Annotated in this window: 9 protein-coding genes; 4 read left to right on the forward strand and 5 right to left on the reverse strand. The window is 49.0% G+C overall.

From position 1 onward, the window contains the following. Positions 1–178: 178 nt before the first annotated feature. A complete protein-coding gene (fadI, locus tag ABYK60_RS04355) occupies positions 179–1,489 on the forward strand; it encodes an acetyl-CoA C-acyltransferase FadI (protein WP_372870708.1) in 1,311 nt (436 codons plus the stop codon). A 6-nt stretch (positions 1,490–1,495) separates the two neighbouring features. After that, positions 1,496–3,616: a fatty acid oxidation complex subunit alpha FadJ gene (fadJ, locus tag ABYK60_RS04360; RefSeq protein ID WP_372870709.1), complete on the forward strand. Its 2,121-nt coding sequence runs from the start codon at positions 1,496–1,498 to the stop codon at positions 3,614–3,616. 9 nt (positions 3,617–3,625) lie between these two features. Here fadJ and ABYK60_RS04365 read toward each other — a convergent pair whose 3' ends face one another. From ABYK60_RS04365 to ABYK60_RS04380, 4 genes are all read right to left on the reverse strand, one after another. Further along, on the reverse strand, positions 3,626–3,928 hold the full coding sequence (locus ABYK60_RS04365; RefSeq protein ID WP_372870710.1) for a hypothetical protein: 303 nt from the start codon (positions 3,926–3,928) through the stop codon (positions 3,626–3,628). Between the two features lie 266 nt (positions 3,929–4,194). After that, a complete protein-coding gene (locus tag ABYK60_RS04370; RefSeq protein WP_372870711.1) occupies positions 4,195–4,644 on the reverse strand; it encodes a hypothetical protein in 450 nt (149 codons plus the stop codon). Between the two features lie 88 nt (positions 4,645–4,732). Continuing rightward, positions 4,733–9,031, reverse strand: a complete 4,299-nt coding sequence (locus ABYK60_RS04375; protein ID WP_372870712.1) for an EAL domain-containing protein — start codon at positions 9,029–9,031, stop codon at positions 4,733–4,735. Between the two features lie 240 nt (positions 9,032–9,271). Next, on the reverse strand, positions 9,272–12,061 hold the full coding sequence (locus ABYK60_RS04380; protein ID WP_372870713.1) for an insulinase family protein: 2,790 nt from the start codon (positions 12,059–12,061) through the stop codon (positions 9,272–9,274). 165 nt (positions 12,062–12,226) lie between these two features. Here ABYK60_RS04380 and sixA point away from each other — a divergent pair, with 165 nt between their 5' ends. After that, on the forward strand, positions 12,227–12,697 hold the full coding sequence (gene sixA / locus ABYK60_RS04385) for a phosphohistidine phosphatase SixA (RefSeq protein WP_240590438.1): 471 nt from the start codon (positions 12,227–12,229) through the stop codon (positions 12,695–12,697). A 56-nt stretch (positions 12,698–12,753) separates the two neighbouring features. On the opposite strand, the gene smrB is transcribed toward sixA, so the two are convergent. Next, positions 12,754–13,284 (reverse strand): endonuclease SmrB, encoded by a 531-nt coding sequence (smrB, locus tag ABYK60_RS04390; RefSeq protein WP_372870714.1) that lies wholly within the window; start codon positions 13,282–13,284, stop codon positions 12,754–12,756. 79 nt (positions 13,285–13,363) lie between these two features. On the opposite strand from smrB, the gene prmB reads away from it, so the two are divergent. Beyond that, entirely contained in the window at positions 13,364–14,308 is a 945-nt protein-coding gene (gene prmB / locus ABYK60_RS04395) for a 50S ribosomal protein L3 N(5)-glutamine methyltransferase (RefSeq protein ID WP_372870715.1), read from the forward strand. Positions 14,309–14,329 lie beyond the last annotated feature (21 nt).

Raw genomic sequence — 14,329 nt, forward strand, 5'->3', positions numbered from 1 at the left:
AAAATTCCCGACTATTTTGGCTAGAGGTAAAAATGCAAACATGTGTTTAAAACCCGGTGACAAGAAGTTAGAATCAGGTCACACTTTAATGGTCAGACCTGTTATTTGCGGTTCAGGTCAGCAAGGAAATGAGTAGCACGGGATTCAGGCCCGTCGCGGATAATAAAGAGGGTGACAAATGAGTGACAGACAGCAGGTAACCAATGCCCGTGGCGAACGCATCGCCATTGTAGCGGGCCTTCGTACCCCTTTTGCCAAGCAGGCGACTGCTTTCCATGGTGTGTCAGCGCTGGATATGGGCAAGATGGTGGTTAACGAGCTATTAAGCCGTAGTGAGCTTGATCCCAAGCTGGTGGAACAACTGGTCTACGGTCAGGTAGTGCAAATGCCAGCCGCCCCCAACATCGCCCGTGAAATTGTATTGGGTACCGGTATGGACATCGCCACCGATGCCTATAGTGTGACCCGCGCCTGTGCCACCAGTTTTCAATCCACTGTGAATGTTGCCGAGAGCATTATGACCGGCAATATAGAAGTGGGTATCGCCGGTGGTTCTGATTCCTCTTCTGTGCTGCCAATTGGTGTTTCCAAAAAGCTGGCTCATGCGCTTGTTGATTTGACAAAGGCTAGAACCTTTGGTCAGAAACTGGCGATTTTCCGTCGATTGGGGCTTAAAGATCTGCTGCCAGTCCCCCCTGCAGTTGCTGAATACTCTACCGGGCTTTCCATGGGCCAAACCGCCGAGCAAATGGCCAAGACCCATGGCATCAGTCGTGCCGATCAGGATGCTCTTGCGCACCGCTCACACTCCCTTGCCGCACAAACCTGGGCTTCCGGTGTACTGCGAGACGAAGTCATGGTTGCCCATGTACCGCCATTCAATAGTTTTATTGAGCAGGACAATAATATCCGCGCCAATTCTGAGCTTGATTCTTATGCCAAGTTGCGTCCGGTATTTGACCGCAAGCACGGTACCGTAACCGCCGCCAACAGTACGCCACTGACGGATGGGGCCTCTGCGATTTTGCTGATGAGTGAAGGCAAGGCCAAAGCCCTGGGTTATAACCCTATTGGTTACATCAAGAGCTACGCCTTCTCAGCAATCGATGTGTGGGAAGACATGCTGATGGGGCCATCCTATGCTACGCCAATGGCGCTTAAGCGTGCCGGTATGCAGCTTGAAGACTTGACCTTGATTGAAATGCACGAAGCCTTTGCTGCCCAGGCGCTGGCCAATGTGAAAATGTTTGCTTCCAAAAAGTTTGCTGCAGAGAAACTCGGTCAAAGCCGCGCTATCGGTGACATTGATATGACCCGCTTTAACGTGCTGGGTGGCTCACTGGCTTACGGACACCCCTTTGCTGCCACCGGTGCGCGCCTGATCACTCAGATGTGTAACGAGCTCAAGCGTCGCGGTGGCGGGGTAGGACTCACCACGGCCTGTGCGGCCGGTGGTCTGGGCGCGGCAATGATTTTGGAAGTGGAGTAACGGACAATGGAAAAGACCTTTAACCTGACTCGCCGTGACGACGGCATTGCCCTGCTGACCATGGACGTGCCGGGCGAAACCATGAATACCTTAAAAGCGCAATTTGCCCCTGAAATCACCGCTATTTTGCAGGAGATCAAAGCAGATGGCAGCATAAAGGGGTTGGTCGTTATTTCGGGTAAAGCCGACTCTTTTGTGGCTGGTGCCGATATTTCCATGTTGGATGCCTGCGAAACAGCCGAAGATGCCAGGCTCCTGTCCCGTCAGGGCCACCATGTGTTTGCCGAGCTTGAAGGCCTGTCTATTCCCGTCGTTGCTGCTATCCACGGCGCCTGCCTTGGCGGCGGCCTTGAGCTGGCACTGGCCTGTCATCAGCGGGTGTGCAGCGACAGCAGTAAAACCATGCTGGGTGTGCCTGAGGTACAACTGGGTTTGCTGCCGGGTGGCGGTGGTACTCAGCGCTTGCCTCGTCTTGTGGGTATCGCCAAAGCGCTCGATTTGATGCTGACCGGTAAGCAGGTACGCCCCAAACAGGCGATCAAAATGGGCTTGGTAGATGATGTAGTGCCTGAGTCTATTTTGCTGGAAACTGCGATTAAGATGGCTGCAGCCGGTAAAAAGACCCGTAAACCGCAAAAGACCTCGCTGGTGACCAAGCTGCTGGAAGGCACCCCCGTTGGCCGCAACATCATGTTCGATCAGGCCAGCAAGCAGGTGATGAAGAAAACCCAGGGTAACTACCCGGCACCATTCAAAATTATCGACTGTGTTCGTGAAGGCATGGCCAGTGGCATGGATAAAGGCCTCGAAGTTGAGGCGGCGCACTTTGGTACGCTTGTCGCAACACCCGAGTCGGCGGCACTGCGGTCTATTTTCTTTGCCACTACCGAAATGAAAAAAGAAACCGGTGCAGGAGAAACAAAGCCCCGCAAGGTCGCCAAAGCCGTGGTGCTGGGTGGTGGTTTGATGGGCGGCGGTATTGCATCTGTTACCACTACCAAAGCCAAGGTGCCGGTGCGGGTTAAAGATATCAGCGAGAAAGGGCTGTCCAATGCACTGGGCTATGCCTATAAACTGCTGGACAAAGGCGTTAAGCGTCGTCACATGACCCCGGCCCAGCGCGACAAGTTAATGGCGCTGATGACCACGACTACGGAGTATCGTGGTGTTAAAGATGCCGATATCGTGGTTGAGGCGGTGTTCGAAGATTTGAACCTTAAGCATCAAATGGTGCGTGATATCGAAAAGGAGTGTGGCGAGCACACTATTTTTGCATCAAACACCTCATCCCTGCCGATCACTCAAATTGCTGAGGCGGCAAGTCGCCCGGAAAACGTGATAGGCCTGCATTACTTCTCGCCGGTGGAAAAAATGCCGCTGGTGGAGGTGATTGCCCACGGGAAGACCTCACCTGAGACCATTGCCACCACGGTTGCCTTTGCCCGCAAGCAAGGCAAAACACCGATTGTGGTGAAGGACTGCGCCGGTTTCTATGTAAACCGTATTCTGGCGCTTTACATGAACGAAGCGGCGCAGCTGTTGCTGGAAGGCCAGCCTGTTGAGCATCTGGATAAGGCGCTGGTGAAGTTTGGCTTCCCGGTGGGCCCAATGACACTGCTCGATGAAGTGGGCATTGACGTAGGCGCCAAGATTTCACCCATTCTCGAGAAGGAGCTTGGTAAGCGCTTTAAAGCACCTGCCGCCTTCGACAAGCTGATGGCAGACGATCGCAAGGGCCGCAAGAACGGCAAGGGCTTCTACCTCTACGGCAAAGCGGCCAAGAAAGGCAAGAAGGTGGATGAGAGTGTGTATGGCGTGCTTGGTTTGGTGCCCGGCAATGCCAAAGAGGCGGGCGAGATTGCCGAGCGCTGCGTGGTGCAGATGCTCAACGAGGCGGTTCGCTGCCTTGAAGAAGGCATTATTGCCTCTCCCCGTGACGGTGATATTGGCGCCATCTTCGGTATCGGCTTCCCACCGTTCCTGGGTGGACCTTTCCGCTATATGGATACCTTAGGTGCCGCAAAAATGGTGAGTTTACTCGAAGGCTACCAAGCCAAATACGGCGACCGTTTCGCACCCACGCAGCTGCTGAAGTCCATGGCTGCCGACGGGAAAAGGTTTTACTGATAAGCATGGTTAGCGTGAAAAAGCGGCAATAATATGCCGCTTTTTTTTGCCACGCGGAAAGGTGTTGCCTGAATAATGTTCGATTTCGTTGGCGGATTCGGATAGACTCAGCGGCTGATTTGAAACAGATGACGTGCAGGATGCGCCCGGATAGTGGTTGAGGTGATAGATGTTGGTGTTACTTATCCTGCTGATGAGTATTGGTTCTGCTTGGTATTTGGGGCTGATGGCATTTTCCCAGGGAATGCCGGTGAAGCGTTGGGCCTTTGTAGGCGCATTGATTGGACCTGCAGGGTATCCGTTGTTCTCCACACACAAGCGCTTCAATGATCGCAGGGCAGGGCGATTGTCTGGTAACGGCTATTGGTGCTGATAACTGCTTAAACGATAAAGGGAGCCGATTGGCTCCCTTTATCTTTGGTCATGGCAAACTCAGTTCCACCAGCCCTTGGCGTTCACAACCTGAAGCTCAGTGATGCCTTTTGGCAGTTTCACCTTCTTACGTTCTTGCTTGGCCAGACCCAGTGCTTTCATGATTGAATCAAACATAACCTGATCTCCCCTTTATATGCCTAAAATTAAGCGGTTTGGGTGTAGCGGATATTAGGCACGCCAGCGGTCTCGGTGTAACGGATGTTCGGTACACCCGCAGTTTGTATTTCGCTGTAGCGTATGTTGGGTACGCCAGCTGTCTCGGTGTAACGGATATTGGGTACGCCAGCTGTCTCGGTGTAACGGATATTGGGTACGCCAGCTGTCTCGGTGTAACGGATATTGGGTACACCAGCTGTCTCGGTGTAACGGATATTGGGTACACCAGCTGTCTCGGTGTAACGGATATTGGGTACACCAGCTGTCTCGGTATAACGAATGTTGGGCACACCAGCTGTCTCGGTATAACGGATATTGGGTACACCAGCTGTCTCGGTATAACGAATGTTGGGCACACCTGCAGTTGCAGTACTTACATTTTGTGGAGTGGCAGCGACAGTAATCAGGGCAACGGTTGTCAGAATTCCTTTGATCATTTTTATAGTCTCTCAGTTCAGTGATTGGATGTTGACACTGAGAGACTTGTAGCAGGTGTTGTGCCAATGTTGATTGTTTTGAGAAAAATTAACCCCGGCTGAGTTTTTGGCTCAGAAATTCGGCCATATCCATTTGCAGCAAATCACTAAAATCGGATTCGGGTAGCGGCTTGCTGTAGATATACCCCTGAATTTCTTCACACTTAAGTGCCCGTAAAATATTCAACTGAGATGGCACTTCTACGCCTTCTCCCACGACTGTCAGCCCCATGTTATGGGCTATGGTGATGATGGAATCGACCATCTTGAGATCCCTGTCTGATTTATCTATGTCATCCACAAAGGCCTTGTCGATTTTAAGGGTATGGATCGGGAAGCGCTTGAGATATGAAAGGGACGAATAGCCTGTACCAAAATCATCCAGCGCCAGGCTGACCCCCATCTTTGCCAGTTGCTGCATTACCTTGATGGCTTTTTCAGGTTGCTTGATTACAGTGCCTTCGGTGATTTCCAGCTCAAGGTTGGCGGCGGGTAATCGGGTGAGTCGTAAAATTGACTCTATTCGTTGCTGCAGGTCGGGAAGCGCAAACTGACGCGATGATAAATTGACCGCCACACGACCATCGAACACACCCTGTTCACGCCATTTTTGCGCCGCAAAACAGGCCTTGCGCATCACCATATCGCCGATTTCGACAATCAGCCCGGTTTCTTCGGCCAGCGGAATGAATTCAGATGGGGGGATCAGCCCTTTTAGCGGATGATTCAGACGCACCAGGGCTTCCATCCCAGCGAGTCGTGACTGTTTAAGATCCACTTTGGGTTGGTAATAGACTTCGAACAGATCGTCTCTAATCCCTTCGCGGATCAGGTTTTCCACTTCGAGCTGCCGCAGCGCGTTTCTGTTAAGTGACTCAGAATAAAACTGATAGCGGTTACCGCCTGCCGATTTGGCGTGATACATAGCGATATCGGCTTTTCGAAGCAGTGCCTGTTCGTTTTGCTCATCTTCCGGGTAGAGAACTATGCCTATGCTGACGCCAACCACCAGTTTTTCATCTGCGAGCTCAAAGGGGGAGACAAAGGCATCCACCACTGCTTTGGCGATGGCAGCGGAGCTTCCGATATCCGGTTCTTTATCGACAAGAATCGCGAACTCATCACCACCGAGCCGATACAAACTGGTATGAGGGGGCAGGGCACCTGACATTCGCTTTGCTACCAGCTGCAAAAGATCATCACCTACCTGGTGCCCGAGTGAGTCATTGATTTTTTTGAAGTTATCGAGGTCCAGTACCATCAGGGTATGATGAATGTCCTTTTTTACCAGGTTGCTAAGGGAAACTTGAAGGTTCGAACGGTTTGGCAAACCGGTCAGCAAATCATTGTTGGTCAGCTTTCGGAGTTCTTCCTCCTGTTGCTTTCTTCTGGAGATATCGGAGAAAACACCAACAAAATGGCTCAGAGCCCCCTGCTCGTCATAGATAGCATCGACCGTCAGCTCCATCAGGAAAGTGTTGCCATCACCGCGTTTGGATTCAACCTCAGAACTCCAGCTCCCCTGCTGGCGAAGAATAATGCGTACCTGCTCCGAATAGGCATCTGGATAGCAGGAAAATTGGAGCACAGTGCCAATAAAATTATCCTTATCAGCCATACAAATATCGCAGCAGGCTTCGTTCACTTCAACAAATTTGAATTCGTTGTCAAGAATAAACATGCCTTCGGAAATATTCTCGATGGCGCGTTCGAATAATCTGAGTTGTTCTTCCGCTTGCTTGAAGTTGTTAATGTTTTTTATCGTGCCCGTCATACGCAGAGCGTTATCGTTATCGTCGCGCTCCACAATTTTGGCTCGGTCCAAAATCCATACCCAGTGACCATCTTTGCCTTTTACTCGGTACGCCGCTTCAAAGTGATCGGTTTCATTGTAGAAGTGCCTGTTCAGTGCCTCTCGAACCCGTTCTTGATCCTGTGGATGAATGTTGCTTTCTTCGTCATCTTTACCTGAACGATGGCCATCTTTCGGAAACTCAAGAGAACCCCAGATATTGGAACGATAAATTTTTCCGGTTTCTATGTCCCAGTCCCACATTTCATCGCCACTGCCCCATAAAGATAGTTTCAGACGTTCTTCACTGATAGCGATTTGGCGTTGTACCTCTCGTCGCCTCAAAATTGCCTTCATGATTATTATAGAAGCAGCAATCACCATAATTGCATATGCGAGTTTGGCTTCTTTTGACATCCACCAGGGGGGGGTTACTATCAAATTCAGTGACTTTATTGACCCTGTAATTTGGGATAATTGATCTACAGCATAAACCTCAAACGTGTACTTTCCCGGAGAAAGGTTAGTATAAGTAGCGTGTCGGTTTGATTTAGATGGGATCCAGTCATCAGATAGTCCCTGCAATCTGTAAAAATATTCAACAGAACCATCATTCACTTTAGGGGTTGAAAACTCCAAGGTAAGGGGGTAATCAGAGTGTTTTACTTTAACCTCATTAGAATGATTGATTGATTTCTCTAAAAATTCGGATCCAATTTTTACAGTTGAGTTAAATATTAATAGATTATCCAGCGACGTATCCAGATTTTCACTTATAAAACTTAGATAATTATCAAGGTTATCTGGTTGAAGTACGGACACTCCATTTACTCCTCCAAATAATATGCCAGCGTTGAAATATCCAATGCCTTGGTTGTTATATTCTTCCTGGCTGCCGTTTTTTGATGATAATCGAAAGCTTCTATTGTTAACCTGTATCCAAACTTCCCCTATGGAAGATGCGTAGATGTTATTTTTAACAATGTTCAGACTGTAAATTGGTTTATCTGTCTTCACAATTTGAGTTATGGTATTGTCGGCTTTGTTTATTTGATAAACACCGTCTCCAGTACCAAAATAGATGAATTTATCATTTCCATGTACTGAGTAAACCATTTCTCCATGAAGTATTTCTCTTTGGATGTTGTCGCTAATTTCTGTGAGTCCATCCTGATGAGCAAGGTAGTAAACTCCATCAATACCTGCAACTTGGAAAATAGGACTTTTTAAAGTAAGTGGAATTACCTCAGTTTGATAGTTATCGTTCAACTCAATTTTAAGTAATTCAAAAGATTGGGTCCCAACGATTACCAAATTATTTTTCTCGTCAAGGTTCAGTGTGTACGAAGGCTTGTTGCTGATGGTGATTGCGTTTTTTTCTGGATTCGTCAAGTCGTAAAGGTGTACACCTTTTTCTGAGGCAACCACAAGTTCTTGGTTTTTAGTTAATAGCGCAGTTTTGAATCCACCGATTTTGGTGTCAAATCTTTGTATTTCATTGAGGCCTTCATCTAATATCTTTAAAATTGGAGAGTCATCACTTATCACGGTTCTTTCGGAATGGGTATTTATTGACCATATATTCTCATCTATACCTTTAAGTTTGTTTATGATATTGCTCTCGGAGTCTATTAAAATAAAACCACGATTTGTATCGGTGATGATGCTTTTATTTTTTGTGGAAAATAACTCAGGTTTTAGTAGATGGGTGTGTTCATCTATTACACCAAGTTGTTGCGTTCTAAAAATGTTATTGCTTATGCTGATAATATTATTTTGAAGGATGGTTCGCTTATCAGAATAACTGACGGCGTCCTTTATTTCTTCGTATTCATGTATGTTTTCAAACTCATCAATCTTTACAAGGGATGATTTTGTGTCTATTAGCAAGGAGTTTTCGAATCTTTCAAGACTTATCGTGTTATTTATAAAGTTGATGCATTCAGAAAAGTCTTGAGAGCATTTAATTACTGCTCCATTTTGGTTTCTTATGAAAAAGTGTTGGTTAAATTCAACAATTTTTTTTATGTATTGAAATTCTTTGTTGAAAAACTCAATTGGTTCATTGTTTTTAGTTTCTTTTTTAAATTCAACTATGCTGTTGTTTGTGCCAATGAGTATTCTTTTTCCTAAGCTATTTATGGACCATGCTGGCTTGTTTTTTATGCTAGTTTCGTAAAATTTTTCAAAAAGCTTATCATAGATAAATAAACCTTTGTCAGTTCCGATATACAGACCACTATCTTTAGCATGTAAACTTAATATAAATGAACTTGTGAGGCCAGACTCTTTGCTTGCGTAGAAGTTTTTGAATTCCTTGCCATTAAATCGATTCAAGCCGTTCAAGGTGCCTAACCATATATGCCCGTCATTATCTTCTGCAATTGTGGTTACCGTGTTCTGTGATAATCCATCAGAAACACCATAGGTTCTGGCGTTAAGTATCAACTTTGCTTTAGCGGTATGGCTGAATTCAGTTGGAGGGATTGAATGAGATGCTGCTTGAAGACAAAACAGACTCAACGAAATACAGATTATGGCTAGGACTTTATGCATATGTAGTTGTTAATTTTTATGCAGCAACGGTTGCACTTTAGTGTTACTCCACTTTTTCAGAATTGGAAGGGTTTGTCAAAACACTTGAGAATAATTTGTCTTTACAGCACAGTTACATGCACAAAAATCACGCTGAATTTCATGCTGCTGCAACAGATAAAGAAACCTCGCTTGGTTCTTGACCAGTGTAAGCTGCTATACAGGTGACTATGTAGAGTCAGTTGCGCTGAACATGATTGCTTACAGGCAAAATTTGTCTGAATGCAGTTTAAATGCAGGCAGATCTGTAATTACCTGCATTGACTTCAGGGGTTCCAGGTGCCTGTGCTGCTCACCAGTGCTGAATAGAATCAGTCTGTCACAATGTTTGGTGCGCATTTTTTGCATCATAAATTTTATCAAATCTGCGCGGGTCAGTTTTTCTATCTCGGCTACTACAGACTCTCGCTGGTCAAAACCATAGTCTTTGTTGCCAACACTGACCCAGTAGCGCTGGCCGCGGGTTTTAAGGTTGGCATCGTGCTCCATTACCTGATTAATCAGCCCAATCTTGGTAACTTCCCACTGCTCATTGGTGATTTGCATTACTGCATAGCTGAAGTCGGCGATAAATTCATCTATGGCCTCAAGCAATTGCTGTGGTCCTGCCGAAGGTGATTGAACATAGAAAATCATCCCAGGGTGGCGATTGAGCGGTAAATAACCCGTGCCCACCATGTAGCCCAGTTGTTGCTCGGTGCGTAGTTCATGGAAGAATGTGGACGACATGGTGTGGTTCATCAGGGCAAACAACGCCATTTTCTCGGGTGTGGCAGAAGGCGATTGATAGTAAACAATGATGGCGCTGTCCTGATGGTTAATCGACAGTTCGCGCAGAACAGTGCCTTTGCCGGTAAGGTTTACCAGCTCACGGGCTGACTCGTCACTGGGGGAGGACACCAGCGATAAAATATGGCTGAGACGTACAGCTAATGCCTTGGCTTCATCGGTCAGCCAGTCGCCATACACTAAACCTTCAAGATAAATTTTCTCATAAAAAGCACGTACATGATTGTGCAAGTCTTCCAATGTACAGCTTTCCAGCACCTGTGCCATCCGTTGTGGCTCATATGAGCGGCGCTGCAGCGTTACTGTGAGGCTGGTAAAAAGCTGTGAGATGGGCTTTGCTTTGGATGCATTATACCAACTGCGAAGCAGCATGCGTTTGGTAACATCAAAACGCTCTTGGGTAAAGTTACGCTCCCGTGCCTTGTCGATAAGCAGTGACAGCAATGTTTCCTGATTGCCGGTAAAGCCGCTTAAATGCAACGTCAAACCACCTTGGTGTGGGTAGATGTTGTAATTCAGTCCGGCCACTTCGGCGGGGTAGGTGTATTCGGTCAAGTAGTCGAGCAGCATCTCAACATACAGGCGGGTGAGGGCGGCAGTGCGTGGATCGGCGCTGGCATGCTCGGAATCCAGTGATAAAAACAGGTGCCCCTTGGGGACATTAAACTCATCATCTTTTTTGTGCCATAGCCTGTATCCTGTCGCTTCGGCGACTACAACCGGTACCTCATACTCACTTTTATCCGGCCGTGCCCGGGCATCGTCCACAATAAAGGGGTTGGGCTCTGGCAGGGCGAGGGCATCGATTTCACCGGTTGGTGCCCAGCGCTCGCGCTCGTCGTCGGTGAGCTTTCGCACCAGATACGGTGTGTGATACCAATCGGCCTGAGTGTTGGTGTCCAATTCCTGACACACAAGTTGCACCCGCAAGTTCTCAAGGCTCATCTGCTCAAGCAGCCCGGTGCATTCGCCAATATCGAGTCCATCCATGCGATAATCGCCAAACATCAGGTCATCCACACCATAGTGATGCATGTTGATAGACAGATGGCTGGCCAAGTCCATCGCCTTGATCTGCTCCTGATATCGGAATGCGAGCTTCAGCAGGCTGGCGCGCTCACGATAACGCCAGTCCTCTAGTCCCGTTTGCTTAATAACTTCAAGGTATTCAAAGGTCAGGCGAATAATTTCATCCAGTTTGCCAAGACCTCGGTCGGTGAGCTGGATGCTGATGTTGTAGTCTTTAAAGTTGTAGCCATTGACACCGCCACCGGCGGAAATCTGATTGACCCAACCCTTTTCTTTCAGTACCGCCTGCAAACTGCCCTGGCTCTCATTGCCAAGCAGATGGCTTAAAAAGGTCAGTGGTTTGCGGCGGTACAGGTTGTCGATGCCGGGAAGCGGGAAGGTCAGCGTCAGCCGTTTTTGCTCTTTAAGCGGAATGGCCTGCACCCAAACGCCAAGCTCATCGTTGGTATACAGGGGCTCACTCGGGTACTGTTTTACTATGCTGCTGTTGGCAATGGCGCTGAAGTACTGCCGAGTCTGTGCTTCAAGGGTATCCAGCGAGTCTGGCGATACCAGGCACAGGGTCATCAGATTGGCACTGTAATGGGCACGGTAAAACGCCAGCAGTTCTTCGCGCACCTTGTCCTGATTGCCGCCGAGCGTTTCAAGATTGCCGACAGAAAACTTGCTGAATGGATGTTTGGGGTTAACCGTTTCCTTGTGCACCTGATACACCCGGCGCACATCGTCTTTCAGCTTAAGGCTGTACTCGGATTCGATCGCCTGTCGTTCTCTATCGACCAGTTCGCGATTAAAAAGCGGAGCGATAAAAAACTGGCTGAAGCGGCTTAGGGATTCGTCAAAGGCATCGGCATTGATAGTAAAGAAGAAATTGGTGTGCTCAGTGCCAGTCCAGGCATTGTTGCTGCCGCCATGCTGGTTAATAAAGGCATGGTATTCGCCGGGATCCGGATAGGCTTCGGTGCCCAAAAACAGCATATGCTCAAGGAAGTGTGCCATGCCGGGTCTGTCAGCCGGGTCGTCAAAGTGGCCCACGTTGACCGCCATCGAGGCGGCGGCCTGGCTTGCCTGGTGGTCAGACACCAAAAGTACCCTGAGCGCGTTATCCAGCTCAAGGTAACGATATTGACGGTGATCGTTTGGACTGGTGACGGGTTTCTGGTTGACCGGCAAGGCGAGTCTCCAATGTCGAGGATTCGTTATATATTGATAGCCAGACAGGTTTTTGGCAAACAATCCGTAGGCTTGTCGACTAAAGATTAACGCTTTTTCAGTTTGTCACATCATGAATTCGGGCTACAATTGGCGCGAAATGACACAGAGGGCGGCGAAAGAAGTATGCAGCTATTTTTGATGAGGCACGGTGAGGCAGGCTATCAGGCACTGTCCGACAGAGACAGAACCCTTACCGACACCGGACGTTATCATACCAGCGTTATGAGTAACTTCCTTACCCGTCTTGTCAGCGAGTTCGATTTGGTTCTGGTCAGCCCCTATCTGCGTGCCCAGCAGACGTGGCAGGAGCTGGCGACCCATTTCCCTGAGCCACGTAAGTGGATGACTTTGGATGATTTAACCCCATCTGCCGATCCCGCAACCGCCGCCAGTCTGGTTGTGGCCTATGCCGAGCAATACAAGGCTGATAAGGTGTTGGTGATTGCCCACATGCCGCTGCTCGGTTACATGGTCAGCGAGCTGGTGCGTGGCACTGAGCCGCCGCTGTTTGCCACTTCCGGTGTGTGTTTGCTGGATAAACACGGTGAACAGTGTCATCAGGTGTGGATGCACAATCCCCATACCATCAATTGAACCTATTCAATAAAAAAGCAGCCAGATGGCTGCTTTTTTATGCTTTGAACACGGTTTCAGCGTCGATGGGGCAGGTCGCCTAAATCGACCAGTACCAGCAGCGCTGCATCACCGCCCCATTCTTTCGGTGCCTGATGGAAGGCCAGTACCTGCGGATGCTGCGCCAGCCACAGAGGTAACTGCTGCTTGAGCACTCCGGTGCCATAGCCATGCATCACACACACGCACTGGCACTGCTCGCGGATAGCCGCTTCAACCAGTGCCGCCAGCTCCAGCTTGGCCTCGGTTTGACGCATGCCGTGCAAGTCCAAAATCAGATCCGGCACATAATCGCCACGGCGCAGACGTTTAAGCACCAGATTATCGGCATGGTCGGCACGCCAGCGCATCGGGCCTTCGGTTGGCAATAGTGGCTGAAAGGTATCTGAAAAATAATGGGAAACCGCCAGTTTTGGCGCCTGCTCGTCGAGCTCGGCGCGGGTTTTTACCGGGGTGCCAAAGTGCTTTTTATCCTGAGTCAGCGGACGAATACCGTCGACCAGCGCCTGAAACTCCTCCAGGCCTTCTTGGGAGATAATCTTGGTCATGGCGCTATTTTATTGAATCCTGTGCCAACTGAACAGAGTTCAGTTACAATGCCCGCAAACCATATCGTTGGAGCCTGTTTTGGATAAGATATTTGTTGATGAAGCGGTCACCGAGCTTCGCACCATTGGAGATATGCTGCGCTGGGCCGTGAGCCGTTTTAACGATGCCAAGGTTTATTATGGCCACGGTACCGACAACGCCTGGGATGAGGCAGTTGCCTTGGTATTCCACGCGCTGCACCTGCCCGACGAACTGGGCCGTGAAGTCATCAACGCTAACCTCACCAGCAGCGAAAAGCACAAGATTGTTGAGCTGATTATTCGCCGGGTGCGTGAGCGCCTGCCAGTGCCTTATCTGACCAACCGCGCCTTCTTTGCCGATCTCGAATTCTACGTGGATGAGCGGGTGTTGGTACCCCGTTCGCCCATTGCTGAAATGATTGAAAACCGTTTTGGTCCATGGCTTTACAACAAGCCAGTTGGTCGTATTCTCGATTTGTGTACCGGTAGCGGCTGTATCGCCATCGCCTGTGCCCACACTTTTGATGAGGCCGAAGTGGATGCGCTGGATATCAGTGAAGATGCGCTGGATGTGGCGCAAATCAACGTGGAATCCCACGAGCTGATTGAGCGGGTGTTTCCAATGCAGTCTGATCTGTTCTCCGCCATTCCCAAGGGGCCGCAGTACGATTTGATTGTCTCCAACCCGCCTTATGTGGATGAAGAAGACATCGGCGATATGCCGGATGAGTACCACCATGAGCCAGCCATTGGTTTGGCGTCAGGTCGCGATGGCCTTGACATCACAAAGCGCATTCTGGCCAATGCCGCCGACTACCTGACGCCATCGGGCATCCTGGTGGTGGAAGTGGGCAACTCCATGGTGCATCTGATGGAACAGTTCCCTGAAGTGCCTTTCACCTGGGTGAGCTTCGAGCGGGGGGGCGATGGCGTGTTTGTGCTCACTTACGACCAGCTAGTTGAAAATGAATCACTGTTCGCCATCTATAAAGATAGGGAATAATGGGCCGGCCCCGGTAGCGCC

The organism is Shewanella sp. (genome assembly GCF_041630135.1).
Lineage (GTDB): Bacteria > Pseudomonadota > Gammaproteobacteria > Enterobacterales > Shewanellaceae > Shewanella.

Coding starts and splice junctions, on each gene's coding strand:
- fadI (WP_372870708.1), top strand. CDS start 179: ATGAGTGACAGACAGCAGGTAACCAATGCCCGTGGCGAACGCATCGCC.
- fadJ (WP_372870709.1), top strand. CDS start 1,496: ATGGAAAAGACCTTTAACCTGACTCGCCGTGACGACGGCATTGCCCTG.
- ABYK60_RS04370 (WP_372870711.1), bottom strand. CDS start 4,644: ATGATCAAAGGAATTCTGACAACCGTTGCCCTGATTACTGTCGCTGCC.
- ABYK60_RS04375 (WP_372870712.1), bottom strand. CDS start 9,031: ATGCATAAAGTCCTAGCCATAATCTGTATTTCGTTGAGTCTGTTTTGT.
- sixA (WP_240590438.1), top strand. CDS start 12,227: ATGCAGCTATTTTTGATGAGGCACGGTGAGGCAGGCTATCAGGCACTG.
- smrB (WP_372870714.1), bottom strand. CDS start 13,284: ATGACCAAGATTATCTCCCAAGAAGGCCTGGAGGAGTTTCAGGCGCTG.